A 24172-nucleotide genomic window follows, 5' to 3' on the forward strand; every position below is an offset into this window, starting at 1 on the left:
AACAAAAAAGCGGTGCGGTCACGGGTTATGACCGTGACCGCACCGCGCACTCATCGCCTGGAAGGGGTGAGCTACATCACAGCGCTCCGGCGCCGTCCCCGGGCCGCGCGGCGGCCGGCCGGCGGGGTGGGGTCGGCGTTCCAGGCGGCGACGGGGTTGCCGAGCCAGCGGGTGGCGCCGGGGACGTTCTCGCCGCGCATGACCAGGGAGGCGGGGCCGACCGTGGTGTTGTCGCCGAGGGAGGAGTTGAGCAGCACGATCGAGTGCGGCCCGGTGGTGGAGCCGGTGCCCAGGTGGACGGGGCCCAGGCGCATCACCCGGTCGTGGAACAGGTGGGTCTGCAGCACGGTGCCGCGGTTGACGCTGGCGCCCGCCCCGACGGTGACCAGGTCGCTCTCGGGCAGCCAGTGGGTCTCGCACCACGCGCCGCGCCCGATCCTGGCGCCGAGGCTGCGCAGCCACAGGTTCAGGTACGGGGTGCCGGTCATGGCGCCGCCGCCGAAGGGCATGGCGAGTTCCTCGACGAAGGTGTCGTAGAGCTCGTTGCGCCAGACGAAGGAGGACCACAGCGGGTGCTCGGCGACCCGGAAGCGTCCGACCAGCAGCCACTTGGCGACGGTGGTGATGGTGCAGGCGGCGATGGCGGCGGCGACCTGCACCAGGCCGGCCGTCGCCAGGGCGACGCCGAGCCCGTAGTCGTCGCGGATCGCCTGCAGGGCGGCGAAGACCAGGTCGGCGAGCAGGGCGGCGATGACGACCGGGACGAGCCGGCAGACCTCGACGCCGGCGCGCGCCCACATCAGGCGCTTGGGCGGGTCGTAGGTGCGGCCCTCGACGCCGGCCTCGGCCACGCGGGGCAGGGCGAAGGCGGGCCGGCCCAGCCACGAGGAGCCCTCGGGGGCGTGGGCGGGGGTGTCGGAGAGCACGCCGACCAGGGAGTTGTCGGGCAGCGAGCGGCCGGGGCCGACGATGCCGGAGTTGCCGACGAAGGAGCGTCGTCCGACGTGGGCGCGGCCCAGGTGCAGCCAGCCGCCGCGCAGCTCGTAGGGGGCGACGAGGGTGTCGTCGGCGAGGAAGGCGCCGTCGTCGACCCGCATCAGGCCGGGCAGGGCGAGCACGGTGGAGGCCTCCACCCGGTGGCCGATCCTGGCGCCGAGCAGGCGCAGCCACACCGGGGTGAAGAGGCTGGCGTAGAAGGGGAACAGGGTGCGCCGGGCGCTGTCGCTCAGGCCGGAGACGGCCCAGGCGCAGAACGCGACGCGGCCGGTGGCCGGGTGGAAGCCGGGGCGCAGTGGCAGTGAGAACAGGCGGATCAGCAGGGCTATCAGCGTGGCGTGGCACACGACGGTCAGCACGGCCAGTGGCACGGTCAGCGGTAGCAGCTGGAGCAGGGCTGCGCTGAGGGTGCGGTCGTTGTCGACCATCGGGTAGACGAGGAACAGCGCGGGCAGGGCGGAGATGACGGGGACGAGGCCGAAGAGCACGAAGCTGAGGCCGTAGGCGGCGTTCCAGATCCGCGAGGGGCGGGCCGGGCCGGCGGGCCACGGGGTGCGGGCCTCGGTGGAGGGGCGGGCCGGGGAGCCGTGCCAGCGCTCGCCGGGCGGGACGGTGCCGGTGACGCAGGTGCCGGGGGCGATCTCGGCGCCGGCGCCGATGCGGGCGCCGGGCATCAGGGTGGCGCGGTGGCCGATGCTGGCGCCTTCGCCGACGTCGATGCGGCCGAGTTGGAGGGTGTCGCCGTCGAGCCACCAGCCGGCGATGTCGACCTCGGGTTCGAGGGAGGCGCCGGCGCCGATCCGGGCCAGTCCGGTGACCGGGGGTGCGGTGTGCAGCTGGACGCCGCGGCCGACGCGGCAGCCGAGCATCCGGGCGTAGCGCGGGGCCCAGGGGGTGCCGGACAGGGAGCCGGTGCCGAACATGGCGGTGTAGCGTTCGGCGGCCCACAGTCGCAGGTGGACGTGGCCGCCGCGGGGGTGGCTGCCGGGGCGGATGCCGGCGGTGATCAGGCGGGCGCCGGCGGCGGCGAGCAGGGTGCGGCCGGGGGCGCTGTAGAAGAGGGCCGCGCCTGCGGCGACGGGCCACCAGGAGCTGTGGGGGGCCCATGGGAGGTGGTTGCCCAGCAGGTTGTCGACGGCGATCAGGACGATCATCCAGCGCAGTCCGGCGAGGGCGAACAGGGCGAGCAGCATGAGGGTCTGCCACAGTGCGGCGCTGCGCGGGGTGGGGCGCACCGGTCGGACGGGCTGGGCGGTCGCGGCGGCTTCCGGCCCTGCCGCGGCCGCGGCCCGGGGGGCCGGGGCGAGGGAGTCGAGGTAGCCGGCGAGGTCGCCGAGCACCGGGTGGGCGTACAGGTCGGCGACGGAGACGCCGCTGTGGCGGGTGCGCAGTTCGGAGACCAGGCGGGCGGCGGTGAGGCTGGAGCCGCCGAGGGCGAAGAAGTCGTCCCTGCTGCCGGGGGCCATGCCGAGCAGGCGCTCCCACTGGCCGGCGAGCCAGCCGGCGGTGCCGTCCAGTTCCTCGGCGGGGCCGTCGGCGGTGGAGCCGGTGGTGGCCAGTGGCCAGGGCAGGGCGTTGCGGTCGACCTTGCCGGAGGTCTTGGTGGGCAGGGAGTCGACGAGGGCGAGGACGGGCACCAGGGGTGCGGGCAGGCGTTCCAGCAGTTGCTGGCGGGCGGTGGCGAGGTCGGGGCTGGTGCCGGGCTGGGCGACCAGGTAGCCGACCAGCAGGTCGGCGCCGGCGGGGGTCTTGCGCACGGCGGCGGCGGCGGCCCGGATGCCGGGCAGGGCCTGGAGGGCGGCGTCGATCTCGCCGAGTTCAATGCGGCGCCCGCCGAGTTTGATCTGGTCGTCGGCGCGGCCGAGGAAGATCAGGCCCTCGGGGTCGTTGCGGACCAGGTCGCCGCTGCGGTAGACGCGCGGGGAGGCGATCGCGGGGTGGGGGCTGTACTTCTCGGCGTCCTTGGCGGGGTCGAGGTAGCGGGCGGTGCCGATGCCGCTGATCAGCAGTTCGCCGCTCTCGTACCAGGGCACGGGGTTGCCGGCCTGGTCGACGACGGCGATCTCCCAGCCGTCCAGCGGGGCGCCGATGCGCACGGGCTGGCCGGGCAGCATCCGGGCGGCGGTGGCCACCACGGTGGTCTCGGTGGGGCCGTAGGTGTTCCAGAACTCGCGGCCGGGCACGGCCAGGCGTTCGACCAGTTCGGCCGGGCAGGCCTCGCCGCCGACGATGATCAGGCGCACCTGGTCCAGGCACTCCTGCGGCCACAGGGCGAGCAGGGTGGGGACGGTGGAGATCGCGGTGATGCGGCGCTCGACCAGCCAGGGGCCGAGGTCGGTGCCGGCCTTGACCAGGGAGCGGGGGGCGGGGACGAGGCAGGCGCCGTGGCGCCAGGCCAGCCACATCTCCTCGCAGGAGGCGTCGAAGGCCACCGACAGGCCCGCCAGGACGCGGTCGCCGGGGCCCAGCGGCTGCGAGCGCAGGAAGATGCGGGCCTCGGCGTCCACGAACGCGGCGGCGCTGCGGTGGGTGACGGCCACGCCCTTGGGGCGGCCGGTGGTGCCGGAGGTGAAGATGACCCACGCGTCGTCGGCCGGGTTGGGCCAGACGGGGCGGCCCGAGGGGCGGGCGACGGGGCCGGCGAAGAGCCGGCGCTCGGCGCCGAGGACGGCGCAGACCTGGGCGTCCTGCCAGATCATCTCGGCGCGCTCGTCGGGGTCGTCGGCGTCCACCGGCACGTAGGCGGCGCCGCAGCGCAGTACGGCCAGGATGGAGACGTACAGGTCGGCGGTGCCGGAGGGGATGCGTACGCCCACCCGGTCGCCGGTGCCGATGCCGTGGCCGGCCAGGACGCCGGCGAGGGCGTCGACCTCCTGCATCAGGGTGCGGTAGTCCAGGACGGCGTCACCGGTGTCGAGCGCGGGAGCGTGCGGGTGGGCGTCGGCCGTGGCGGCGATGACGTCGAGCAGGCTTCGTGGGTAGGCGGGCTGGGCCACCGGCCAGCCCGCGGCCAGCCCCGGGTGGGGGCGGTGCAGCGTGCCTGGGCCGGCCGTGTCGTGGCGTGCGTCCATGGGGGTGGGTTCCTCGGCTCCGTTTTCCTAGGGGGCGCGTATCGCTTGCTACGGGCGGTGACGGGGTTGTCACCTGGTGGGACGCGCCCACTCACCATGACTCCGCTGGGAGTCGGCTGGATGCAGCGAAGGTGCGGTCAAAGAGAATTCTCATCATCGATGCCGTATCGGCCGACAGCTATGTGATTCGAATGTCGTTTCGGTGGTTTTCGAGCATTTTCGCTGGCGAAGGCTAATCGGGGCAAACCTGAGGGGCGTGACGGCAGAGGGAAGAGTGATGAACACCATGGCGTCCGGAACGGTACCGGTAGTGAGGGGTCGGCTACCGAATCGGGGGGTTTTGGTCGGATCATCAACCCGTTCACGTCAGTCGCACGTTTGTGTGAGACTCTGCCGCCGTCGTTTTCCGTGCGGATTTTTCCTGTGAATACGGTGTGGACCGGAGCGAGCGGTGGCGGACGCGATGACGGGAAACCACCCGGCGAACCGACCGGTCATCCGACCGGTCATCCGGCCGGTGAGCCGGCCGGCGCAACGCCCGGTGAGTCACTCGTCTGGTACGCGGCGTACGGATCCAACCTGCACGCCGCACGCTTCGCCTGCTACCTGTACGGGGGCCGTCCGGACGGCGCAGCCCGCACCTGCCCCGGCTGCCGCGACCACCGCCCCCCGCGGCGGGAGACCGTGCTGACCCTGCCCGGCACCCTCTACTTCGCCGGGCGATCGCCGGCCTGGGGCGGCGCGATCGCCTTCTACGACCCGGCCTCACCCGGACGGGTGCCCTGCCGCGCCTACCTGGTCACCCCCGGCCAGTTCGGCGACGTCGCCGCCCAGGAGATGTACCGCCGCCCCGACGCCGACCTCGACCTCACCCGGGTGCTGGCCACCGGGCGCGACCGGCTCGGCCCCGGCCGCTACGAGACCCTGCTGCGGGTGGGAGCACTCGGGGGGCGCCCGGTGCTCACCTTCACCTGCGCCACCGGCCTGGCCGGCGCCGACCTCGCCACCCCCACCCCCGCCTACCTGCGCACCCTGGCCGCGGGCCTGGCCGAGTCCCACCGCTGGGGCCCCTGGCGCGCCGCCGGCTACCTCGCCACCCGCCCCGGCGCGGCCGGGCACTGGCGGGTGGGGGCGGTGGCGGCACTGCTCGACTGAACGGGGGGCGGCGGGGGGCGGTCACCGCGCGCCGCAGGGGCTACGCGCCGACCCCGGCCGGGCGGCAGTCGCCGCCGGCGGAGGGGCACAGCCTGGCGCGGGGCGAGCGGGGCGAGCCGGGTGGCGAGAGCGGGCCGGGGCAGGCGTACTGGACGAAGGTGGCCTTGCGGCCGCCGCCGAAGTCCGCCACCCACTGGTGCGGCGGCCCGTAGAGGTGGTCGCCGTCGTCCTTGATCACCACCGTCCCCGCGTCGCCGGGGAAGACGGTGAAGAAGGACTCACCCATCCAGGCCGACCACCCGCGGCTGAGGCCGTCGAGCCGGCCGGAGGAGACGGTCACCCCGCCGCCGCTCGCGCCGTGGCTGATCCCGGCCACGCACACCCGCAGGCCGTCCCCCAGCCACACCACGGCCGCGCGGGCGTGCCCCCAGTCGTCGCCGTCGAGCACGATCATGTCGGCGCGGGTCGGGACCGGGCAACTGTCCTGGTAGGCGCCGGGCTTGGACAGCTCATCCACGATCCACTGCGCCGACTCCGGGGCGGGATCCGACAGCACCGCCCCGTTCACCGTCGACACCGGCCGCGGCCAACCCCCGGTCGGCGCCGCGTCCGTACCGCCGCCGCCGCCCGGCGCCGTGCAGGCCGCCCGCCCCCAGCAGTACCGCCGCCGCCGCGCCCGCCCGCCATCCCGTACGGCCCATCACGCCTCCCCGTGCCCATGTTCCCCCCGCATGATGCCCACCGGGGCGGGCTGGGAGTGCAACCGCCTTGTACCGAAAGGGTGTTGGGATCTGATCGGCCGATCGCCGTACCCGGCCGGTCAGTTGAGGTAGGACTCCGGCCCCAGACGCCCCCACAGCACGAACGCGGCCAGCAGGATGTAGAGCGCGTCCACCGCCACCAGCCCGTACTCCCGGCGCCGGATGCGCACCGCCGCCGCCCCGGCCATCAGCAGCACCAGCCCGAGCGCGGCCAGCGGCACGAACAGCCGCGCGATGCCGAACACGGCGGGCAGGACGAGTCCGACGGCGGCCAGTACCTCGACGGCGCCGATCGCCTTCACCCCGCCGGCGCTGAAGTCCTCGACCCAGCGCCCGCTGCGCCCGGCGGCGGCGATCCTCTCCTTCGGCACGATCACCTTGAAGGCGCCGCCGAGCAGGTAGGCGGCGGCCAGCAGGGCGGTGACGATCCACAGTGCGAGGTTCACGACATTTCTCCTTACGGGCGGGGGCCGGGTTCAAAGCGCCGGGTTCAAAGGGCCGGGTTCAAAGGGCGGCGTGCTGTCCGGGCCGGTAGCCGCCGGCCGGCCGGCGGGTGAGGACGTTGCCCCGGTTGAAGGCGTTGATCACCGCGATCAGGCCCACCAGGGCGGCGAGTTGCTCCTCGTCGTAGTGCGCGGCGGCCCTCTCCCACGCCTCGTCGCTCACCCCGCCCGCCGCGTCCGCGAGCCGGGTGCCCTCCTCGGCCAGTGCGAGGGCGGCCCGCTCGGCGTCGGTGAAGACGGTGGCCTCGCGCCACACCGCGACCAGGTTCAGCCGGGTCGCCTCCTCGCCCGCGTGCACGGCGTCCTTGAAGTGCATGTCGACGCAGAACCCGCAGCCGTTGATCTGGCTGGCCCGCAGCTTGACCAGCTCCTGGACGGGCACGGGCAGGGTCGACTCCAGCAGGAGACGGTTGGCGGCGATCAGGTGCTTGAAGACCTTGCCCATGACCGGGCTGGCGAAGGGGTTCAGGCGGGCTTCCATCGTGTTCTCCTCGGTACCTTGTCCGCTGTGCCCTCTGGGACAGGGCAGCCCGGCCGCCTGTGACAGGCGCCGGTGTGAGGCGCGCCACCTTCGGGGGTGGCGCTGGAAGGGACGGGGTTGCATGGCGGTATCGACGGATGTGGCGGACGTGACGGACGCGGCCGGGTACCGGCCGCTGCTGTTCTCCATCGCCTACGGCATGACGGGTTCGGTCGGCGACGCCGAGGACCTCGTCCAGGACACCTTCCTCAACCTGACCCGCGCCGAGCAGGCGGGCACCACCGTCACCAACCTGAAGGCGTACCTGACCACTTCGGTCACCCGGCTCGGCATCAACCACCTCGGCTCGGCGCGGGTGCGGCGCGAGACCTACGTCGGCGAGTGGCTGCCCGAGCCCGTCGTCGCCTTCGCCGACCGCCCCGGCGACGCCCCGGCCGAACACGCCGAGCTCGCCGACTCGCTGTCGATGGCGTTCCTGGTGATGCTGGAGGCCCTCTCCCCCGTGGAGCGGGCGGTGTTCCTGCTGCGCGAGGCCTTCGGCTACGGCTACCCGGAGGTCGCGGAGCTGACCGGCAAGTCCGAGGCGAACTGCCGTCAGATCCTCACCCGGGCCCGCAAGCACCTCGCCGCGGGCGCGGGCGCCGGTGCGGACGTCCCGCCGCCGCTGTCGGCCCGGCGGGCGGAGGGCGACGAACTGGCCCGCCGCTTCTTCGCGGTGGCCGCCGGCGGGGACCTGGAGGAGCTGCTCGGCATGCTCGCCCCCGAGGTCGTCCTGCACGGCGACGGCGGCGGCAAGGCCCGGGCGATCGGCCGTTCGGTCTCCGACCCCCTGCAGGTCGCCAAGCTGCTCGTCAGCGCCATGCGCCGGATCGCCGAGCTCGGCGCGAGCCTGGTGCCCGCCCGGGTCAACGGCCGCCCGGGCATGGTGGCGTACGACGGCGAGGGGCGGGTGCTCAACGTGCTCGCACTCGACGTCACCGAGGACGGCACGGTGCGGGAGATCCACGCCGTGGCCAACCCGGACAAGCTCGGCCACCTGGGCGAGGTGTCCGACCTCGGCCTGCGCAGGCCCCGGGAACGCCGGATGCGGTAGGCGGATCCACGGCCCTGGACCGACCTCCCCCCCCGCCCTCCGGCCCGGAGGGCGGGCGCGGGGCGTGGTCCCCTAGACTCCCCGTCTTGATCAACCGTACGTCGAACGGGGACAGCATGAGCATCCGTCATCTCAACGCCGCCGCACGCGTCATAGGGCGCCGCAACGCGCTGCGCTACCTGGCGATCGGCGCCGGTTCGGCGCTGGTCGCCGCCTGCTCCAGCAGCGGCAGCGCGACCAGCGGTGACAGCGGCCAGGCCGCTCCCCCGGCCACCGACACCGGCACCGCCCCCGCCACCACGGCCGCCCCCGCCCCCGCCCCCGCGCCCACCGACGCCGCGAAGCCCACCATCGCCGACCGCGCCTTCGACGCCTTCGTGCGCGGCAGTTGGAACCTGAAGACCACCAGCTCCCGCGGCAAGGATCTGCTCGGCAAGGTCACCGTCCAGACCGACGGCGGCGGCAACGGCGGCTGGACGATCACCTGGGAGGGCCTGAGCGGCAAGGCCGGCACCTGGCACGGCTCCTTCCTGCTGCGCGGCGGCCACCTGTCGCTGGACATCGTCGACGGCCCCGGCACGGTGTCCGGCGAACACGCTCCCGAGGCCCTCAACGTCCCGGCCACGGTGGGCGCCGGCGTCCAGCTCACCCTGCCCTGGCAGCCGCCCGGCTCCGCCGACAGCAGCCGCGAGAACCTGGCGGTCATGTACGACGGCACGACGCTGACCATCGTCCACACCGCCGGCAGCAGCAAAACGACCCACACCTGCACCCGCGTCTGACGCGCCGCAGCGCCGCCCGCGTCACCCGACGGCGCGGGCGGCGCTGCCCAGGGCCTCCAGGTTCCAGGTGATGACCCTGCGGGGATGCACGCGGATGATGTCCTTGCTGAACCGCTCGGGCGCCACCGGCGGAACGTCGACGCTCAGCACCTCGGCCCGGCCCCTGATCTCGACGCCGCGTCCCCATCCGGCCGCGACGGGGTCGTCGGCCGGGGCCATGTCGTCCACCAGCACGCAGACGTCGGGACGGGCCTGGGCGTTGCGGTACTTCTGGCTGCGGGCCATGGCAGGGCCGCCGATGTCGATGGTGCCGTCGTCGTTGAGCCGGAAGCCCACCGGGCGCACCTGCGGGCGGCCGTCGGGGCCGGTGGTGGCCAGCCGGGCCAATGGCCGGGCGGCGAGGTACTGGCGTTCTGTCTCGGTGAAGATCACGCGGCCGACAGTAAAAGCTCAAGTGCGGTCGAGGTCAAGGCTGCTGAGGCTATGTCGAAAAACAGTAGCCATGGACATAGTAGCGATGTACAGTATCGCCCCATGAGTTCAGCAGCCGAGGGCGCCACGGCGGGATTCCTGGTCTGGCGCTTGTCCATGAAATGGCGGGTGGCCGTCGACCGGGCGGTCGCGCCGCTGGGCCTGACCCACGCCCAGTACGCGCTGATGGCCTCGCTGTACGGCATGGCGCGCTCCGGGCAGCGGCCCAGTCAGCGCCAACTCGCCGACCACACCGGCCTCGAAGCCCTCTACGTCTCCAAGCTCTCCCGCACCCTGGAGGCCGCCGGGCTCGTCGCCCGCACCCGGAACCCGGACGATCCGCGCGCCATGCAGCTGTCGCTCACCGGGCAGGGGCGCGAGGTCACCCGCCGGGCGATCACGGTCGTCCAGGGCCTGCTGGACCAGCTGCTGGAACCTCTCGGCGGCCAGGACGGCCCGCGCGCAAGGGAGTTCACCCGCCAGCTGGCCACCCTGCTCGACCCACCCCTCGATCCACACCCCGAGAACGACGAGGAGCGACAACCATGACCACCACCGCCTCCCCCGCGCTCAACCCCCGCACCATCGCCCTGGCCCACTACGCCGGGCGCGCCCTCCTGGAGGGCGTCCTGGCCCGCCACGGCGCCACGTTCGAACAGAGCGTCACGCTGCGCGCCGTCACCGCCGCGGGCGGCTCCGTCGGCCGCGGCGAGCTGGTCGCCGAGGTCACCGGATCGCTGAAGGCCGACGAGGCGGCGGTGCACGCCGTCATCGAGCAGCTGACGGCCGCGCGGCTGCTGCAGGCGCAGGGCGATCTCATCGAACTCACCGATGCCGGGATCGAGTTGTTCGAGAGCACCACGGCCGAGACCGCCGGGATATCCGCCCGCGTGTACGACGGCATCCCGGCCGAGGACCTCGCCGTCGCCGGCCGGGTGCTGACCCTGATCACCGGGCGGGCGAACGCCGAACTGGGCCGGCAACAGGCGCAGTAGGAGCCGGAGCCGGCGGGACGGCGTCGTCGGGCAGGCCGTCCAGGAGCATCGCGACGGCCGCCACCGCGCCGTCCGCCACCCGCACCCGGTCGTCGGCGAAGGTCACCGCGAAGCGACCGCCGCCCAGCGGCCTGGTCCTCGGCAGGTCGTGACAGATCGGCGGCTCGGCCCGGCGGCTGAGGGTGAGCCAGTACATCGCCTTCCCCATGAGCGCGGCGAGGCCGAGACCATCGCCGCCCGGTGGCGGATGCTGCCTGCGGGCGGGGCCCCGGAGCCGCGGCTGGGCGTAGGCGGCCTCGACGAGGTCCCGGAAGTCGGAGTCCTGGCCTCGGCCAGCTCCCAGGTCCGCAGGCAGGGCCAGCGCGCGGTGAGTTCGCGCACCCCGGCGCCCGCCCGGACCCAGGCGTGCACCGCGCCGGCGACCACGGCGAGGTCCTGCGCACGGCCGCTGGCCATGTGGATTCCGTTGGCCCAGCAGTCGACCGCGAACTGGCGCTCACCGCCGCCCAGCATCACGACGGTCGCCTCACGGCCACCGGCTTGCGCCTTCGCGGCCACCAGGGGCCAACAGCCCGAGGACATCAACTCGACCGCGAGCTCGTGGCCCGCGCAATCGGCCGCCGCCTGCAGGGCGCCCCGCACCGAACCGGCCTCCGCCACCTCGGGGTAAAGCGTCGCGTACTCGTGCAGGGGGTCGGCGTCGCCGCTCGGCGCTGCGCCGGGGAGCTGTTCGGACATGCGGTCGAGTGTGGCAGAACGGCCCGCGTGGCGGCCGACTCTGCTCCCCTCAACAGGGCTCCACGGGCAGGCATTCGGCGAGCAGGGCGAGGATGTCGCGCCAGGCCCGCCGGGCGTGCTGCGGGTGGTGGGCGACGCCGGGGACGACGGGCTGGTCGACGGGCGGGTGGTGGAAGGCGTGCTGGGCCCCGCCGTAGACGGTCAGGCGCCAGTCGACGCCGGCGGCCTGCATCTCGGCGGCGAAGGCGTCCCGCTGCGCGGCAGGCATGATCGGGTCCTCCGATCCGACGCCGGCCCACACGGGACAGCGGATGTTCGCCGCTTCACCGGGACGGCCGGCGGTCAGGGCGTTGACGGTGCCGATCGCCTTCAAGTCGGCGCCGTCGCGCCCGAGTTCGAGGACAATGGCGCCGCCGGTGCCGTAGCCGATGGCCGCGATGCGCTCGGGGTCGGTGCGCGGCTGGGCGCGCAGTACGCCGAGTGCCGCGTGGCCGATGCCGCGCAGCCGCTCGGGGTCGGCGAGCAGCGGCAGGCAGCGGGCCAGCATCTCCTGGAGGTCGGTGTACCAGCGCCCGCCGTGGATGTCGAAGGCCAGTGCGACGTAGCCGAGTTCGGCGAGGGCGTCGGCCCGGCGGCGCTGGAAGTCGTTGAGGCCGGTACCCTCGGGCCCGATCAGGACGGCGGGCCGGCGGTCGGTGCCGGCGGGCAGGGCGAGGTGTCCGACCATGGTGAGGCCGTCGGCGGGGTATTCGACCGTGCGTGTGGTGACGGTTGCCATGGGCTCGGACTGTAGTGGCACCCGGGCCCGGTGGGGGCCGGTCTTCGCCGTCGGCAGAGCGGCGCCGCAGGCCCGGCTGCCGGCTCAGAAGACGAAGTAGCTGGCCCCGAAGGTGGTGGCGGCCTGGCCGGGGTTCACCTCCGCGGTCACCGGGCCCTGGCAGTTCGCCGCGGCGTGCACCAGGACCATCGTGTTGGTGTGGTTCTGGATGGAGACCGGCGAGGAGGTCGGGTGGCAGCCCCGCTGCGGGTTCTCATGGGGGACGCCGTTCACCACCAGCAGCCCGGTCGCCGCCTCGGCGGGCACGGCGAGCGCGAACGTCCCGGCGGCGGCCAGCATGACGGCCCCGATGATCTGACGGCGCATCGGAACTCCTCCCTCTTCGGGGGCGGCACCGCGACGGGGGCGGCGGTGCCTCTGCGCAGGATCGTGTCGGCGCCGGGGCGGATACCGCAATCCCCCGAACTGGCGACGGCAGTCGGACAGTTGAGCGCCGTCCGTCGGGCATGGATATCCGGTGGCTGTGCGACCGTGGCCCCGGATACGTTCGCTCGCATGGCTGACGAGTGCTTCGGGCATCCACGGCTCGCCGCGGTCTACGACCCGCTCGACCCCGACCGCGGCGATCTGGACGCCTACCTGCGGCTGGCCGAGGGGTTCGGGGCGCGCCGGGTACTGGACATCGGCTGCGGCACCGGGGTGTTCGCGCTGCTGCTGGCCGGGCGCGGGATCGAGGTGGTCGGGGTGGATCCGGCCGCGGCGTCGATCGAGGTCGCCCGCGCCAAGCCGGGCGGTGAGCGGGTGCGCTGGATCTGCGGCGACGCGACGGGCCTGCCGCCGCTGCGGGTGGACCTGGCGACGATGACGGCGAACGTCGCCCAGGCGATCGCCGATCCGCACACCTGGCGGCGAACGCTGCGGGCCGCCCGCGAGGCGCTGCGGCCCGGCGGGCACCTGGTGTTCGAGACCCGCGAGCTTCCGCTGGACGTACGTGTTCGGCGCGGACGGGCAGGTGCTGACCTCCGATTCGACGCTGCGCTTCCGGGGACGGGAGGAGGTCGAGGAGGATCTGGCCGCCGCGGGCTTCGCGGTGGAGGAGGTACGCGGCACGCCCGACCGGCCGGGGCGGGAGCTGGTGTTCCTGGCGCGTCGCCCGTGACGAGCGCGGCCGGGTGGCGGTGTCCGGGATAGCGTGCCTCGCATGACCTCCTCTGCCGCGGACCCCGCGGAACCCGCCGATCCCGCCGATCCCGCCGATCCCGACGTCGCCCTCGTGCTCGCCGCGTACGCCGCGTACGCCCGGGGTGACATCGACGCCGCCGTCGCCGACCTCGACCCCGAGGTGGAGTGGGTGGAACCCGAGGAGTTCCCCAACGGGGGTGCGCGCCGGGGCCGGGACGCCGTGCACGCGTACCTGAGTGCCTCGTTCGCGATGTGGCGCGAGCTGCACTCGGAGCCGGTGGCGCACCGGCGGGGTGAGGAGGTCGTCGTCGTCCACCACGCGTACGGCGTCCTCACCGACGGCAGCGCGATGGACATCAGGGTGGCGGACGTGTTCACCGTCCGTGGGGGCCGGGTCGTGCGCATGCACGCCCACGCCGATCCGGCCGAGGTGCTGTAGGACCCGCGCGCACCCGCCTCGGGGGTGATCTTGGTCGGGTGTCGGCGCGGCGCCCGGCCGGGTGGGGCGGGCCTTCCGGTATGCATGTGCGGGGCCGGGATTCGTGGGCGAAGAATGCTCCGCTGGCCGTCAACTGCGCACCGAACGATAGGATTTGCATACCATGAAGCTGGTCCGACGCGCTGCCGCCGCCGGTTGCACCCTCGCCCTCGCCCTCGGCGGTGTCGTCGCCCTCGCCCCGGCCGCGAGCGCCACCCCGCAGGGGTGCTTCTACTACATCCTAGAGAAGGCCCCGAACGTCGACCAGCAGATCGCACAGGACGCCTGCGAGGTCGGCGCCGCTGGCGGCAAGGAGGCGTTCCAGGCCTGTTACCGGATCCTGCGCGACGACTACGTCCCCGCCGTCATCGCGGCCGAGGGCTGCCGCAAGGCCCCCATGGAGTAGTCCGCCCCGGGGGCGGGCCCGCAGCGTGGGAAGTCGGCCGGGCCGACTTCCCACGCTGTCGTATCCCCGGGAAACGGCGGTTCGTTTCCTGACTCCGTGTCGATCGTTGAGCGTTGCACCAACGGATCACGCGGAGCCTCAACGGAAAGCCATCCCATGCCCGTTCGTTTCCGGCGCGCGGCGACAACGTTCGCCCTCGCCGCCGTGCTCCTGCTCCCGGCCACCGCCCGCGCGACGGCGCAGCCGGCGGCGAAGACGTACACGCTGCGCAACGCCCGTACCGGCACCTGCCTGCACCACACCTTCGGCACCACCCAGGTACGGCTGGAGCCGTGCGAGGCGGTGCCCGAGCAGCGGTGGGAGCTGCGGCCGGAGGGCGCGTGGATCAACGTCGCGGCGTTCGACCCGGAGAAGAACACCCGCGGCTGCGTGGCCATCGGCGACAGCTGGATCGTCAACTACGGGCAGTGCCGCGTCACGGAGGCCGCCTGGAACCTCGCGGGCGGCGGCCATTCCCGGTTCAGGTCCGGGTCGGATCTCAGCGACGAGGACCTCTACCTGGTCGAGACGCAGGCCGGAAACCTCGGCGCCCAGCCCGGCGGCACCACGCTCTCGGCGGACTGGTTCGTCACCGAGATTCCCTGAGCGTCCGGATTCCGGCTGGACGAATGAACTCCCTTGTCATGAAGCGCTCTTAAGAGTGAATTCCAGCATCACCGGGGCCGGGGAAGGGAAGCGACTCGATCATGGGCGCAGCGCGGCCGCGAAGCCATCGTGCCGGACGGGCCCGCGCGCATCCGCACGACCGAACCCCTCTGGAGAACACCATATGAAGATCTCCGTCCGTGGCGCCTCGCTGGCCGCCGCCGCCTCGCTGCTGGTCGTGGTGCCGCTGCTCACCGGCGCCTCGGCCCCGGCCGGCTCGGGTTCCGCCACGCCCACCACCGATGCCACCTGCGTGCTGAACGCCCACGGCGTCTTCGCCAACGCGGTCGACCCGGGCGGCACCAACCTGCCCCTGCCCAACACCCTGGCCATGACCGGCACCGTCTCGTGCGTGGACCCGGCCGGCGCGCCGCTGGCCACCGGCACGTTCGAGCGCACGGTCACGATGCCGGCCACCGAGTGCACCGGCGACGAACACGGGGACACCTCGACGACGACCGTCCACTGGGCCGACCTCACCACCTCCACCCTCCGCTTCGACAAGACCGACGTGGTGAAGGTGAACGGCACCGCCTCCCTGGTCGTCTCCGGCGCCGTCACCGCCGACAGCGCGCGCTTCGCGGGCGATGCCGTCAACGCGGTGGGCACCAGCTCCGGCGCCGGCTGCGGCACCCCGGCCGGCGAGACCACCCTCGACTCCACCCTCGTGCTGCGCCTGACCCGCTGAACCGCGCCACCGACCGGCACGGCACCCCGCACCCGAAGGAAGACCCGACATGCCACAGCCCCGAACCGCACCGCAGCCGGCCCCGGCCGGCGCCCCCGCCACCCCGAAGGCCCGCGTCTACGCGATGCTGGACACCGACGGGGACGGAGTCGCCTCCCGCCACGACTACTTCGTCCGCATCGAACGGGCCCGGCAGGCCACCGGACGCGGCCACGACGACCCTCTGGTGACCGCCGCCCTCACCACGGGAGAGCGGGCCTGGGCGGCGATGGACGCCAACGGCGACGGCGTGATGACCTACGACGAGTACGTCGCCTGGGTGGACGCCGACAAGTTCGATAACGTCTGCCGCTACGCCCTGGGCGCCCTGTTCGACCTCGCCGACGCCGACCAGGACGGTGCCCTGGACCGCTCGCAGTTCACCGCGCTGCGCCAGGCCCTGGGCAACCGGGCCGACAACGCCGATGCGGCGTTCGATGCGCTGGACGGCGACGGCGACGGGCGCGTCAGCCGCGCGGAGTACCTGGCATCGATCCGCGCGTTCGTCACGGGCGACGGCTCGCCCATGGGCGACGTCCTGTACTGATCCCTCTCCCGCGGGCTGTTTCTGGCTTGCCGTCAGGTATCCTCGCAGGCCATCGGATTCGACCGACCGTTCGACGGGCCTGCGAGGAAGTCAAGGAGACACAGCGGATGGCGAACCAGCCCCACCTGGTCCTGCTCACCGGCGCCGCCGGCCGGATCGGCACCCGCCTGCGGGAGTTGCTGCCCGCCTACGGGTACCGGCTGCGCTGCTTCGACCGCCTCCCGGTGCCCGGCGAACCCGAGGCGATCACCGCCGACCTGCGGGACGCCGAGGCGCTGGCGGGCGCGATGGACGGCGTCGACGCCGTGGTGCATCTGGCCGGGATCCCGGGTGAGGCGCCGTTCGCCGACATCCTGGCCGCCAACATCGACGGCACCTACCGGCTCTTCGACGCCGCCCGGGCGGCGGGGGTGCGGCGGATCGTCAACGCCAGCAGCAACCATGCGGTGGGCTTCACCGAGCGGCCCGCCGACGCGGGCATCGTGCCGGTGGACACCCCGCAACGGCCCGACACCTACTACGGGCTGTCCAAGTGCTTCGGCGAGAACCTGGCCTCGCTGTACGCCGACCGGCACGGGATCGAGACGGTCTCGCTGCGCATCGGCTCCTTCGCCGACGAGCCGGGCGGCATCCGGGCGCTGGGCACCTGGCTCAGCCCCGGCGACTGCGCCCGCCTCGTGCACGCAGCGCTCACCGGCCCGGTCAGCGGCCACACCATCGTCTACGGTATCTCCGCCAACACCCGGGCCTGGTGGGACCTTTCGACGGCCCGGGCGCTCGGCTACCAGCCCCGGGACGACGCCGAGGACTTCGCCGAGGAGCTGCTCGCGAAGCTGGGCGAACTGCCCGCCGACGACCCGGAGTACCGCTACCTCGGCGGCCGCTTCACCCGCTGATCAATGGGGCCGGCGGGCCGCGGGGCGCCCGGTCGGAGGGCGTGCGGCCCCGCCCGGATGCCGGGCCCCGGCCTCGGGGCGGGGGCCCGGGCCGGCACGGTGTTACAGGAACTCGACGAAGAACGGGCCGCCGTTGGTGGGGAAGCTCTTCGTCGTGTGGGGCTCCATGGAGTCGAAGAGGACGTGACACCCGGGGATCCGGTAGAGGAACGCGGGGGTGTCCGTGTCGTTGTCGATGAACGAGGCCCCGTCGAAGATCGGAAGGCAGCGGCCGTTGGGCGGGTCGAGGATCTCGCCGTTGGTCCCGTCCTGAGAGACGAAACGGAACGTCCCGGTGGCGGCGTGGGCACTGGTCGCCGTGCCGGCGAACAGCAGGAAGGCCATACCGGCGGTCATCGCCGCCCGGCCCACCCGTGTGAGTGCGCGCATCCGAAACTCCTCCTCTTCCGCCCCGGTGCCCCGATGGTCGGGGCGAAGGACCGCTGCGGTCCCGCATCATGCTTCCCGTGGGCGGGGGGAGGAGGCAGTGCCCGAACCGATGGACCCGCGAAGAACCGCCCGGACGGCTGTCCGCAGTGGGCCCCGGGCCGGCTGACGGGCGGGCGCCTTCGGCGGCTTCTCGGCGAATTTCGACGGCGGCAACAGCACGGCAAGCCCTGGCGCGTGCCGGTAGCGGGTCCCTGCGACCGACCTGAGGAGCCTGTTGCGGGAGGGTGCGCCGCGTCCCGTGCCCGCCGGACGACGGTGGCTCCTTGGGGATGGGCCCTGGGTGGCGTCCGTCCAGATCAGAACGGCGGCTGTGGTGACAACTACCGCACGCGGATGGTGACAGCCCTCGTGTTTCACTCGCCGGCGCAGGGTGAGCACCCGCGCGAGGCCTGACGGCGGGCGGATGAAGCGTCTTCTCAGTCGGGGCGCTGGCCGTGGAGGAGGATCGGCAGGGCGCGGCCGGTGAGGGCCTCGGTGACGCGGGCGGCCTGGGAGGGGGCCATGTGCGCGGGGAGTTCGCGCACGGGGACGAAGCTGGCGCCGAGCAGGCCGCTGCGCTTCTGCGAGGGGATGTTGAGGTTGACGCCGTCGCGCACGGTGCCGCCGTCGAAGACCAGGCTCAGGCGCTCCAGGTAGCGGTCGGCCGGGTTGTAGTCGACGGCCGCGATGTGGGTCAGGCGCGCGATGATGCCGGTCTGGGCGTGGAGGTGGCGGGCGGCGGCGCGGTGCGGGGCCTCGTTGGCCTTGCCCGCGCCGCCGGGCATGATCAGGCCGTCCATGTAGTCGGGGTCGACGAGCAGGACGTCGCCGCGCTGGTTGCGCACCAGGACGAGGCAGCCGAGCCGGCAGATGGGGGGCTTGGCGAGCAGGCGGGAGTCTTGCATGGGGAGTTCACTTCCTCAGGGCGCAGAAGAGCAGCAGGGCGAAGCAGGCCCACCAGAGGAGGCGGGCGAGGAGTTCAGTCATCGAAGGTGAGGCGCTCGTAGCGCAGGCCCTTGCGGAGCAGGTCGAGCGGGCGGGCGGTGAGGTGGAGCAGGTACTCGCACGTCAAGCGGCCGGTGTCCCAGTCGACTTCGAGGGCGGGGAGGTGGACGCGGCCGAGGGCGAGGACGGTGGTGAGGTCGTCCAGTACGGCGGCGGCCTGGCGGCGCTGTTCGGCGGTCGCGCGGGAGAGGGTGGAGCCCGTCACTGCTCCCCCGGGCGCTTGTGGACCTCGAACAGGCGCCAGGCCGTGAACGCCTCGTTGAAGGAGGAGAAGCCGCTGCGCTCGCCGGTGGGCCGGCAGAGCCACTCGCCGGTGGACTCGTTGCGGACCCGGTAGCACTGGGCCTCGGTGTCCCAGCGGACGCCGTAGCCGTGGAGGCGGGGGACTTGGGGATGGGTCATGGGAGTCAAACTCTCTGCGATCGGAGTTTCACGTTCTGTGCACATGGTGGCGCAGCGCGGCCTACGATCGGAAGCAGCCTGCGACTTGCCTGCGGGCTCGTCAGAAGTTGGGGACTGCCATGAACAAGAAGAAGATTGACCCCGAGTCCAGCCCCTGGGCGCCCTTCGGAATCCAACTCCGCAACTCACGAGAGGCCAGGGGCATCCTCCAGGAGGAGCTGGCGCCACTCCTTGAGTGCTCGGCGTCGCACCTCTCCTACATCGAACTTGCGCACCGGCCCCCGAGTCGCAAGCTCGCCGAACTCGCCGACATCGCGCTCGACACCGGCGGCACCATGCTGCTGATGTGGTATCAGCTGAAGAACGCGGCGATCCTGGAGGGCTTCCCGGAGTACGCGCGCTATGAGGCCCTCGCGGAGCAGATCAGGATCTTCGAGATCAACCTCGTCGCCGGGCTCCTGCAGACCAGGGCTTACGCAACCGCGATTCAGATGGGCGATGTCAGGCAAGGCGGTTCGACCCAAGAACTGGCCGAAGAACGCATCTCATTCCGGCTTGCCCGTCAGCAGGTCCTCGAACGAACTCCACCTCCGCTCGTCCATGTGGTGCTGGACGAGAGCTGCCTCAGGCGAGTCGTCGGCGGACGCGACGTCATGGTTGAACAGTTGCTCCACCTTGAGCAGCTGTCCGCCCGCCCCAACGTCGTCATCCAGGTGGCGCCGTTCAGCCTCGGCGAGAACAGGCCGTTCACACAGATGGCGCACCTCCTTACCATGCCCAACCGCAGAGTTCTCGCTTACGGCGAAACTGAGCAGCGCGGCTACATCGACCGCGATATCAAGTCGGTTGCCGCACTGGCCAACAGCTACGATCGGCTTGCGATCGAGGCCCTCGGCCGGGCCGAATCGCTGGCTTTCATCCGTGCAGCGAGGAGGGATCTTGAGTGGATGTCGACCTGACTGACGCTTCCTGGCGGAAGAGTTCGTACAGCGGCGCGAACGGCGGCGCCTGTGTCGAAGTCGCCGACGGCTTCGCCGGCGTCATGCCCGTCCGCGACTCCAAGGACCCCCACGGCCCCGCCCTCGTCTTCTCCGCCACCGCCTGGCAGTCCTTCGTCACCGCCGTCCGCACCGGCGAATTCGGCGCCCGCTGACCGCAGTTCATGGCCCCGCCGCCCCTCCCCCCGGGGCGGCGGGGCCATGTCATTACCAGTCGGACGATCTTCCGCGAGCACGCCATCACCTTCGCGGACATCGCCGTCGAGAAGTAGTCGCCGCCATAGAACCGTCGCCCCCTTCGGCGAGGGCTGCCGACGGGGCGTCGGCCGGCCGTTCCGGACGACACCTTCGACTCCCGATGGGTCCACTCCGGTCGTTTTCGACCAATATCGATCCCAGTCTGGCGCTGTGAGTGATCAAACGGTTACGGTCGATCACGAACCAACCCCGACTGAGGCGGTAGATCATGGCAGTGACCCCCCGTATCGACGTCTCCACCTCCCTGCGCACCAGCGCGGCGGAACCGACATCAGAGGAACTCGCCGAGCTGGCGGCGGGCATCTCCACCGACGTCCTCTTCACCACCCCGCTAAGCGCCACCGGCGGCCGCGTCCCCGACACCACCTGGCCGCTGCACGGCGCCCGCGCGACCGGCGAGGCGGCCGTCTACTACGCCAACGGCCGCACCCACCTCCAGAAGCCGTTCCTCTTCGCCGACGGCTTCAACTACGGCAAGAGCGACCTGCCCGCCCTCTTCAACCACTTCAACGCCCCGTACGAGAGCGGCCGCCCGGGCTTCTTCGACCAGCTCCTCGCCCGCGGCCACGACGTCGTCCTGATCGGCTTCGACGAGCGCCACACCCACATCCAGCACAACGCCGAGGTCGCCATCGAGGCGATCGACCGCGCCCGCGCCGAGCGCCGCGGCTCCGAGCCGCTGACCGTCGGCGGCGGCAGCATGGGCGGCATCGTCACCCGTTACGCGCTCGCCAAGCTGGAGGACGAGGGCGTCGACCACGAGACCGCCACCTACCTGTCCTGGGACTCTCCGCACAACGGCGCCTGGATCCCGCTGATCCTCCAGCAGATGGCGTACTTCTTCGAGAAGCTCGCCCCCGCCAAGCCCGGCCAGCCCTCCCAGGCCGACCTGATCCGCAGCCCCGCCGCCCAGCAGCTGCTCTGGGCCTGGGTGCCGGACGCCAAGTACTCCGGCGGGGTCGCCACCGCCAGCGAGCTGCGCAGGGACTTCGTGCGCGAGCTCGCCGAGCTCGGCAACTTCCCGCGCCGCCCCCGCCTGCTCGGCGTCGCCAACGGCCGCGGCGACGGCGTCGGCCGCCCGCTGCCCGCCGGCGAGATCGCCTTCGACTGGCAGGCGCTGATCGCCAGCGCCACCGCCCGCTTCCAGCCCGACCGGGGCACCGAGGAGCGGATCGGCGGCATGCACGCGGGCCTGGAGCTGCGCCGATCCACCACCACCGAGGTCCCGGCCCTGGACGGGGTGCCCGGCGGCGCCCTGGCCTCCTTCGGGATGGTCGCGGACGCGATCAAGGCGAAGATCAGCGAGGAGCACCGCAGCGGCGCCTTCGTCCCGACGGTCAGCGCGGCCGCCGTCGACTTCGACCCGATCGCCTGGGACATCGACCCGAACCTCAACCTCCTCGACCAGAGCCCCGAGCGCTTCCTCCTGGACGACGTCGCCTTCGCCACCGAGAACACCGAGCACAGCCACGTCTCGGGCACCCTCGCCGAGTGGATCCTCGACCGGCTGTCCTGAGACCTGATGCACGCAGTGGGAAGTCGGCCGGGCCGACTTCCCACGCGCGGCGCCGCGTTCACGCGGCCTCCTCCGTGAGGCCCGGGAGTCGCAACCGCCGCGGGTGGGACCGTCCGAACTGCCCGGGCGGGCACCTACTACTGCCCCCACGGCTCTTCCGCCCCGCCACCGCGCCGGATGACCATGGGACGTCGGCAGAAATCCGGGGGGACACACCCATGCGCACACACGACGGCGAGCGCCGGCACGGCAGCCGGGACACGGTCGCCGACCGACCGGCCCGCACCGACCGCACGGCCCGCACCGACCGACCGGCCCGCACCGACCGACCGGCCCGCGCCGACCGACCGGCCCGCGCCGGCCGGACACCCGCCCGGCAACTGCTCGCCCTGCAGAGCAGCGTGGGCAACGCCGCCGTCCTCCAGATGCTGCACCGCGGCGGCCACCTCACCGGGCACCCGGCTCCCGGGCCGCCCGCCGCCGTGCAGCGCTCCACCGTCCACGACGTCCTGCGCACCGCGGGCCGCCCCCTGCAGGAGGCGACCCGCACGGAGATGGAGGCCCGCCTGGGCGCCGACTTCTCCGACGTCCGGGTCCACGACGGCCCCGCCGCCCGCGCCTCCGCGGCCGAGGTCGGCGCCCGCGCCTACACCTCCGGGAACCACGTCGTCATCGGCGCGGGCGGCGGCGACAAGCACACCCTCGCCCACGAGCTGACCCACGTCATCCAGCAGCGGCACGGCCCCGTGGCCGGCACCGACCACGGGAACGGCCTGCGGGTCAGCGACCCCTCGGACCGGTTCGAGCGCGAGGCGGAGACCACCGCGCGCCGGGTCATGGCCGGGCCCCTGTGCTCGCCCCAGGAGGGCGGCGCCACCGTGCCGCAGCAGCGTTCGGCGGGTTCCACGGCCGCCGGCGCCCTGCAGCGCGCCGCGTCCGACGACCTCCCCGAGGCCGACACGCCGTCACAGACGGTTCCCGAACTGCCCGCCGCCCTGGTCGAGCAGCTGCAGCAGGCGAAGGCCGCGAGCGGGACGGACTCGAAAGCCGTGCGCCAGGCGGCGCTTGACGCGCTGCTGCGCTACGTCCTCGCCCAGCTGCCGGTCTCCTCCGGTCACCCCGAGCTGCAGGCGGCCCTGGACGCAAAGGACCTCGTCCTCGGCTACAAGCACTCCCGCCAGGGGGCGGGCAAGCCCATGGCCCTGACCAGCACGGGCACCTCGGGCGACCGGGTCACCATGGCGCTCTACCGGAACCTGTTCGACGACTACGGCCCCGCCGAGATCCACAGCACGCTGCGCCACGAACTCATCCACGCCGCCCAGGCCATGCTGATGCCCGACGAGGACGCCGCCGACGGCGCGGACCCCCACATCTACATGGACGTGATAAGCGACACCGGCCAGGAGACCCTCGCCACGCTCCAGCAGCCGATGCGGGAGATCGAGACCCACGTCTGGGAGCTGGAACACGCGGGCCGCACAGGGATCAGCAGCGGTTACCTGGGCGAGACCGTCGGCTACCTCGTGCAGTACACGGACGAGCTGGTCGGCAACCTCGGCCAGACGGCCACCACGGACCATCACCTCGACTACTGGCGCGCGTACCTGGAGAACTCGGTCACCGCGCTCGGCCGGGCCGCCGCCACCCCCGCCGTCACCGGCCACACCGACCAGGCCCTCGCCGGGCAGATCACCGGCGCGCAGCAGCGGCTGCGGGGCGCCATCGACGCCAGGGGGCAGGCGAGCGTGTCGACCGGGAAGCGACCGGGGGGTACGGGCCGGGGCTCCACCAGCACGCGCAAGCGGGGCAAGCCCGATCAATGACCGCGCGGGCGGGTCGATCCCCGGTGGCCGGATCAGTCCCCGGCGGGCAGGGCGGTGTTGCGTTTGCCCGGCAGCCACCTGCGGGGGCGGCGTACGACGACGCGGCCGAACCTCTTCGTGCCGACCAGCTCGATGCGCAGCCGGGCCGGTACCTGCGGGTCCGGGGCGTGGTGGCCCCGGACCTTGGAGAACTCCAGGGTGAGGCCGTAGGGGTCGACGGCGATGCCGGGGCCGGCGATCAGTGTCAGGTTGCCGCCCTGCATGTCGACGTCGATCCGCAGGGTGTCCTGGGTGATCACGGCCTGGGTGAAGTCGAGTGTCACGCTGCACCACTCGGCGGCCAGTTCCAGGCGCCGGGGCAGGACCCAGGGGCCCGTGCGCTCCAGCTTGCTGAACTTCTGCTCGATCCGCAGGACGTCCTTGGGCTCCGGCCCGGCCCCGCCGGTCGCGGCCGGTACGGGCGGCAGGTCGGCGGTGAGGTCGGTCAGCTCGCCGAGCGTGCGCGCCGACAGGGCGGCCTCGACCCGCTGGTCCAGTTCCTCCGCGGTCAGCCGGCCGTCGCCGGCCGCGATGCTCAGCGCCGCGACCGCCTGGTCCCGGTCCGCGTGCGAGGCCCGCAGCGCGGGCTGCGTGCTGTGGCCGGAGCGGCTCCCGGCGGGCGAGATCTCTCCCGGCATGCTTCCCGTCCCCCGAACTCGACGAATGGTCCGCGCGCGATGGGCTCAACGGCGCACGGACCACAACTTACGCTATATCGCGATACGGTATATCGCGTTACGCGTTCCCGCCAGGCCGGGGTGGTGAACCGTGGGCAGTTGAGTGTTGTTGAGTGATCTTTAGCGTTCATGAGTGACTTTGCCAGTTTCTCTTGAAGTGTTGTCCAGAAGGTTCCGCTTCCGCTGTTTCGGGCTGCTCGTGCTGCTGGCTGTGCCAG

At 72.9% G+C, this 24172-nt stretch carries 28 protein-coding genes and 1 pseudogene; 16 read left to right on the forward strand and 13 right to left on the reverse strand.

Annotation, left to right across the window (positions count from 1 at the left end):
• Window positions 1–71 precede the first annotated feature (71 nt).
• Window positions 72–4067, reverse strand: coding sequence for a Pls/PosA family non-ribosomal peptide synthetase (locus ACIG5E_RS35000; protein ID WP_396540547.1), 3996 nt, complete (start codon window positions 4065–4067; stop codon window positions 72–74).
• 684 nt (window positions 4068–4751) lie between these two features.
• On the opposite strand from ACIG5E_RS35000, the gene ACIG5E_RS35005 reads away from it, so the two are divergent.
• A complete protein-coding gene (locus tag ACIG5E_RS35005; RefSeq protein ID WP_396540549.1) occupies window positions 4752–5222 on the forward strand; it encodes a histone deacetylase in 471 nt (156 codons plus the stop codon).
• A 40-nt stretch (window positions 5223–5262) separates the two neighbouring features.
• On the opposite strand, the gene ACIG5E_RS35010 is transcribed toward ACIG5E_RS35005, so the two are convergent.
• The 3 genes from ACIG5E_RS35010 to ACIG5E_RS35020 all read right to left on the reverse strand — a co-directional run bounded on the left by ACIG5E_RS35010 (window position 5263) and on the right by ACIG5E_RS35020 (window position 6967).
• Window positions 5263–5799: a hypothetical protein gene (locus ACIG5E_RS35010; RefSeq protein WP_396540551.1), complete on the reverse strand. Its 537-nt coding sequence runs from the start codon at window positions 5797–5799 to the stop codon at window positions 5263–5265.
• A 243-nt stretch (window positions 5800–6042) separates the two neighbouring features.
• Window positions 6043–6429, reverse strand: coding sequence for a DoxX family protein (locus tag ACIG5E_RS35015; RefSeq protein ID WP_396540553.1), 387 nt, complete (start codon window positions 6427–6429; stop codon window positions 6043–6045).
• A 58-nt stretch (window positions 6430–6487) separates the two neighbouring features.
• Window positions 6488–6967 (reverse strand): carboxymuconolactone decarboxylase family protein, encoded by a 480-nt coding sequence (locus ACIG5E_RS35020; RefSeq protein ID WP_396540555.1) that lies wholly within the window; start codon window positions 6965–6967, stop codon window positions 6488–6490.
• Window positions 6968–7088: 121 nt separating this feature from the next.
• Between ACIG5E_RS35020 and sigJ the strand changes: the two genes are divergently transcribed.
• Entirely contained in the window at window positions 7089–8060 is a 972-nt protein-coding gene (gene sigJ / locus ACIG5E_RS35025) for an RNA polymerase sigma factor SigJ (RefSeq protein ID WP_396540557.1), read from the forward strand.
• 116 nt (window positions 8061–8176) lie between these two features.
• Window positions 8177–8842 (forward strand): hypothetical protein, encoded by a 666-nt coding sequence (locus tag ACIG5E_RS35030; RefSeq protein ID WP_396540559.1) that lies wholly within the window; start codon window positions 8177–8179, stop codon window positions 8840–8842.
• A gap of 21 nt (window positions 8843–8863) precedes the next feature.
• On the opposite strand, the gene ACIG5E_RS35035 is transcribed toward ACIG5E_RS35030, so the two are convergent.
• On the reverse strand, window positions 8864–9274 hold the full coding sequence (locus ACIG5E_RS35035) for a PPOX class F420-dependent oxidoreductase (protein ID WP_396540562.1): 411 nt from the start codon (window positions 9272–9274) through the stop codon (window positions 8864–8866).
• Window positions 9275–9376: 102 nt separating this feature from the next.
• Between ACIG5E_RS35035 and ACIG5E_RS35040 the strand changes: the two genes are divergently transcribed.
• Both ACIG5E_RS35040 and ACIG5E_RS35045 read left to right on the forward strand, forming a co-directional pair.
• On the forward strand, window positions 9377–9862 hold the full coding sequence (locus tag ACIG5E_RS35040; RefSeq protein ID WP_396540564.1) for a MarR family winged helix-turn-helix transcriptional regulator: 486 nt from the start codon (window positions 9377–9379) through the stop codon (window positions 9860–9862).
• Window positions 9859–10308 (forward strand): MarR family transcriptional regulator, encoded by a 450-nt coding sequence (locus tag ACIG5E_RS35045; RefSeq protein WP_396540566.1) that lies wholly within the window; start codon window positions 9859–9861, stop codon window positions 10306–10308. Before ACIG5E_RS35040 ends, ACIG5E_RS35045 begins: the two co-directional genes overlap by 4 nt.
• A gap of 102 nt (window positions 10309–10410) precedes the next feature.
• Here ACIG5E_RS35045 and ACIG5E_RS35050 read toward each other — a convergent pair whose 3' ends face one another.
• From ACIG5E_RS35050 to ACIG5E_RS35060, 3 genes are all read right to left on the reverse strand, one after another.
• Window positions 10411–11046, reverse strand: coding sequence for a hypothetical protein (locus ACIG5E_RS35050; RefSeq protein ID WP_396540568.1), 636 nt, complete (start codon window positions 11044–11046; stop codon window positions 10411–10413).
• Window positions 11047–11095: 49 nt separating this feature from the next.
• Complete coding sequence (locus ACIG5E_RS35055) at window positions 11096–11824, reverse strand: dienelactone hydrolase family protein (protein ID WP_396540570.1); 729 nt, start codon at window positions 11822–11824, stop codon at window positions 11096–11098.
• Window positions 11825–11908: 84 nt separating this feature from the next.
• Window positions 11909–12190: a hypothetical protein gene (locus tag ACIG5E_RS35060; RefSeq protein WP_396540572.1), complete on the reverse strand. Its 282-nt coding sequence runs from the start codon at window positions 12188–12190 to the stop codon at window positions 11909–11911.
• Window positions 12191–12379: 189 nt separating this feature from the next.
• On the opposite strand from ACIG5E_RS35060, the pseudogene ACIG5E_RS35065 reads away from it, so the two are divergent.
• The 7 genes and pseudogenes from ACIG5E_RS35065 to ACIG5E_RS35095 all read left to right on the forward strand — a co-directional run bounded on the left by ACIG5E_RS35065 (window position 12380) and on the right by ACIG5E_RS35095 (window position 16765).
• Window positions 12380–12983, forward strand: a pseudogene (locus ACIG5E_RS35065) (class I SAM-dependent methyltransferase).
• 42 nt (window positions 12984–13025) lie between these two features.
• Window positions 13026–13445 (forward strand): nuclear transport factor 2 family protein, encoded by a 420-nt coding sequence (locus tag ACIG5E_RS35070; RefSeq protein ID WP_396540574.1) that lies wholly within the window; start codon window positions 13026–13028, stop codon window positions 13443–13445.
• A 163-nt stretch (window positions 13446–13608) separates the two neighbouring features.
• Complete coding sequence (locus ACIG5E_RS35075) at window positions 13609–13890, forward strand: hypothetical protein (protein ID WP_396540576.1); 282 nt, start codon at window positions 13609–13611, stop codon at window positions 13888–13890.
• A gap of 156 nt (window positions 13891–14046) precedes the next feature.
• Complete coding sequence (locus ACIG5E_RS35080) at window positions 14047–14535, forward strand: hypothetical protein (protein ID WP_396540578.1); 489 nt, start codon at window positions 14047–14049, stop codon at window positions 14533–14535.
• 184 nt (window positions 14536–14719) lie between these two features.
• Window positions 14720–15283 (forward strand): hypothetical protein, encoded by a 564-nt coding sequence (locus ACIG5E_RS35085; protein WP_396540580.1) that lies wholly within the window; start codon window positions 14720–14722, stop codon window positions 15281–15283.
• 49 nt (window positions 15284–15332) lie between these two features.
• Window positions 15333–15869, forward strand: coding sequence for an EF-hand domain-containing protein (locus tag ACIG5E_RS35090; RefSeq protein ID WP_396540582.1), 537 nt, complete (start codon window positions 15333–15335; stop codon window positions 15867–15869).
• A gap of 107 nt (window positions 15870–15976) precedes the next feature.
• On the forward strand, window positions 15977–16765 hold the full coding sequence (locus tag ACIG5E_RS35095) for an NAD-dependent epimerase/dehydratase family protein (protein ID WP_396540584.1): 789 nt from the start codon (window positions 15977–15979) through the stop codon (window positions 16763–16765).
• A gap of 102 nt (window positions 16766–16867) precedes the next feature.
• Here the strand turns inward: ACIG5E_RS35095 and ACIG5E_RS35100 are convergent, their stop codons facing one another.
• From ACIG5E_RS35100 to ACIG5E_RS35115, 4 genes are all read right to left on the reverse strand, one after another.
• Window positions 16868–17194, reverse strand: a complete 327-nt coding sequence (locus ACIG5E_RS35100) for a hypothetical protein (RefSeq protein WP_396540586.1) — start codon at window positions 17192–17194, stop codon at window positions 16868–16870.
• A 476-nt stretch (window positions 17195–17670) separates the two neighbouring features.
• The gene (locus ACIG5E_RS35105) at window positions 17671–18138 is read right to left on the reverse strand and encodes an NUDIX domain-containing protein (protein WP_396540588.1); all 468 of its coding nucleotides are present in this window, start codon (window positions 18136–18138) and stop codon (window positions 17671–17673) included.
• Window positions 18139–18212: 74 nt separating this feature from the next.
• Window positions 18213–18443 carry a hypothetical protein gene (locus ACIG5E_RS35110; RefSeq protein ID WP_396540590.1) on the reverse strand — a complete coding sequence of 77 codons (231 nt, stop codon included), beginning with the start codon at window positions 18441–18443 and terminating at the stop codon, window positions 18213–18215.
• Window positions 18440–18640 (reverse strand): hypothetical protein, encoded by a 201-nt coding sequence (locus tag ACIG5E_RS35115; RefSeq protein WP_396540592.1) that lies wholly within the window; start codon window positions 18638–18640, stop codon window positions 18440–18442. The genes ACIG5E_RS35110 and ACIG5E_RS35115 overlap by 4 nt, the downstream gene beginning before the upstream one ends.
• 119 nt (window positions 18641–18759) lie before the next feature.
• Between ACIG5E_RS35115 and ACIG5E_RS35120 the strand changes: the two genes are divergently transcribed.
• From ACIG5E_RS35120 to ACIG5E_RS35135, 4 genes are all read left to right on the forward strand, one after another.
• On the forward strand, window positions 18760–19599 hold the full coding sequence (locus ACIG5E_RS35120) for a Scr1 family TA system antitoxin-like transcriptional regulator (RefSeq protein WP_396540594.1): 840 nt from the start codon (window positions 18760–18762) through the stop codon (window positions 19597–19599).
• The gene (locus tag ACIG5E_RS35125) at window positions 19584–19793 is read left to right on the forward strand and encodes a DUF397 domain-containing protein (RefSeq protein WP_396540596.1); all 210 of its coding nucleotides are present in this window, start codon (window positions 19584–19586) and stop codon (window positions 19791–19793) included. Before ACIG5E_RS35120 ends, ACIG5E_RS35125 begins: the two co-directional genes overlap by 16 nt.
• A 311-nt stretch (window positions 19794–20104) precedes the next feature.
• Window positions 20105–21412, forward strand: a complete 1308-nt coding sequence (locus ACIG5E_RS35130) for an esterase/lipase family protein (protein WP_396540598.1) — start codon at window positions 20105–20107, stop codon at window positions 21410–21412.
• A 218-nt stretch (window positions 21413–21630) separates the two neighbouring features.
• The gene (locus ACIG5E_RS35135; RefSeq protein ID WP_396540600.1) at window positions 21631–23238 is read left to right on the forward strand and encodes a DUF4157 domain-containing protein; all 1608 of its coding nucleotides are present in this window, start codon (window positions 21631–21633) and stop codon (window positions 23236–23238) included.
• A 32-nt stretch (window positions 23239–23270) separates the two neighbouring features.
• Here the strand turns inward: ACIG5E_RS35135 and ACIG5E_RS35140 are convergent, their stop codons facing one another.
• Window positions 23271–23915, reverse strand: a complete 645-nt coding sequence (locus tag ACIG5E_RS35140) for a DUF1707 domain-containing protein (protein ID WP_396540602.1) — start codon at window positions 23913–23915, stop codon at window positions 23271–23273.
• Window positions 23916–24172: the final 257 nt, after the last annotated feature.

The organism is Kitasatospora sp. NPDC053057, from assembly GCF_044546945.1.
Classification (GTDB): Bacteria; Actinomycetota; Actinomycetes; order Streptomycetales; family Streptomycetaceae; genus Kitasatospora.

Bases quoted from the DNA above. Each gene is read 5' to 3' on its own strand.
- ACIG5E_RS35100 (WP_396540586.1), bottom strand. From the start codon at position 17,194: ATGCGCGCACTCACACGGGTGGGCCGGGCGGCGATGACCGCCGGTATG.
- ACIG5E_RS35050 (WP_396540568.1), bottom strand. From the start codon at position 11,046: ATGTCCGAACAGCTCCCCGGCGCAGCGCCGAGCGGCGACGCCGACCCC.
- sigJ (WP_396540557.1), top strand. From the start codon at position 7,089: ATGGCGGTATCGACGGATGTGGCGGACGTGACGGACGCGGCCGGGTAC.
- ACIG5E_RS35060 (WP_396540572.1), bottom strand. From the start codon at position 12,190: ATGCGCCGTCAGATCATCGGGGCCGTCATGCTGGCCGCCGCCGGGACG.
- ACIG5E_RS35080 (WP_396540578.1), top strand. From the start codon at position 14,047: ATGCCCGTTCGTTTCCGGCGCGCGGCGACAACGTTCGCCCTCGCCGCC.
- ACIG5E_RS35020 (WP_396540555.1), bottom strand. From the start codon at position 6,967: ATGGAAGCCCGCCTGAACCCCTTCGCCAGCCCGGTCATGGGCAAGGTC.
- ACIG5E_RS35120 (WP_396540594.1), top strand. From the start codon at position 18,760: ATGAACAAGAAGAAGATTGACCCCGAGTCCAGCCCCTGGGCGCCCTTC.
- ACIG5E_RS35095 (WP_396540584.1), top strand. From the start codon at position 15,977: ATGGCGAACCAGCCCCACCTGGTCCTGCTCACCGGCGCCGCCGGCCGG.
- ACIG5E_RS35055 (WP_396540570.1), bottom strand. From the start codon at position 11,824: ATGGCAACCGTCACCACACGCACGGTCGAATACCCCGCCGACGGCCTC.
- ACIG5E_RS35045 (WP_396540566.1), top strand. From the start codon at position 9,859: ATGACCACCACCGCCTCCCCCGCGCTCAACCCCCGCACCATCGCCCTG.
- ACIG5E_RS35030 (WP_396540559.1), top strand. From the start codon at position 8,177: ATGAGCATCCGTCATCTCAACGCCGCCGCACGCGTCATAGGGCGCCGC.
- ACIG5E_RS35075 (WP_396540576.1), top strand. From the start codon at position 13,609: ATGAAGCTGGTCCGACGCGCTGCCGCCGCCGGTTGCACCCTCGCCCTC.
- ACIG5E_RS35140 (WP_396540602.1), bottom strand. From the start codon at position 23,915: ATGCCGGGAGAGATCTCGCCCGCCGGGAGCCGCTCCGGCCACAGCACG.
- ACIG5E_RS35130 (WP_396540598.1), top strand. From the start codon at position 20,105: ATGGCAGTGACCCCCCGTATCGACGTCTCCACCTCCCTGCGCACCAGC.
- ACIG5E_RS35085 (WP_396540580.1), top strand. From the start codon at position 14,720: ATGAAGATCTCCGTCCGTGGCGCCTCGCTGGCCGCCGCCGCCTCGCTG.
- ACIG5E_RS35115 (WP_396540592.1), bottom strand. From the start codon at position 18,640: ATGACCCATCCCCAAGTCCCCCGCCTCCACGGCTACGGCGTCCGCTGG.
- ACIG5E_RS35105 (WP_396540588.1), bottom strand. From the start codon at position 18,138: ATGCAAGACTCCCGCCTGCTCGCCAAGCCCCCCATCTGCCGGCTCGGC.
- ACIG5E_RS35090 (WP_396540582.1), top strand. From the start codon at position 15,333: ATGCCACAGCCCCGAACCGCACCGCAGCCGGCCCCGGCCGGCGCCCCC.
- ACIG5E_RS35135 (WP_396540600.1), top strand. From the start codon at position 21,631: ATGCGCACACACGACGGCGAGCGCCGGCACGGCAGCCGGGACACGGTC.
- ACIG5E_RS35070 (WP_396540574.1), top strand. From the start codon at position 13,026: ATGACCTCCTCTGCCGCGGACCCCGCGGAACCCGCCGATCCCGCCGAT.
- ACIG5E_RS35040 (WP_396540564.1), top strand. From the start codon at position 9,377: ATGAGTTCAGCAGCCGAGGGCGCCACGGCGGGATTCCTGGTCTGGCGC.
- ACIG5E_RS35000 (WP_396540547.1), bottom strand. From the start codon at position 4,067: ATGGACGCACGCCACGACACGGCCGGCCCAGGCACGCTGCACCGCCCC.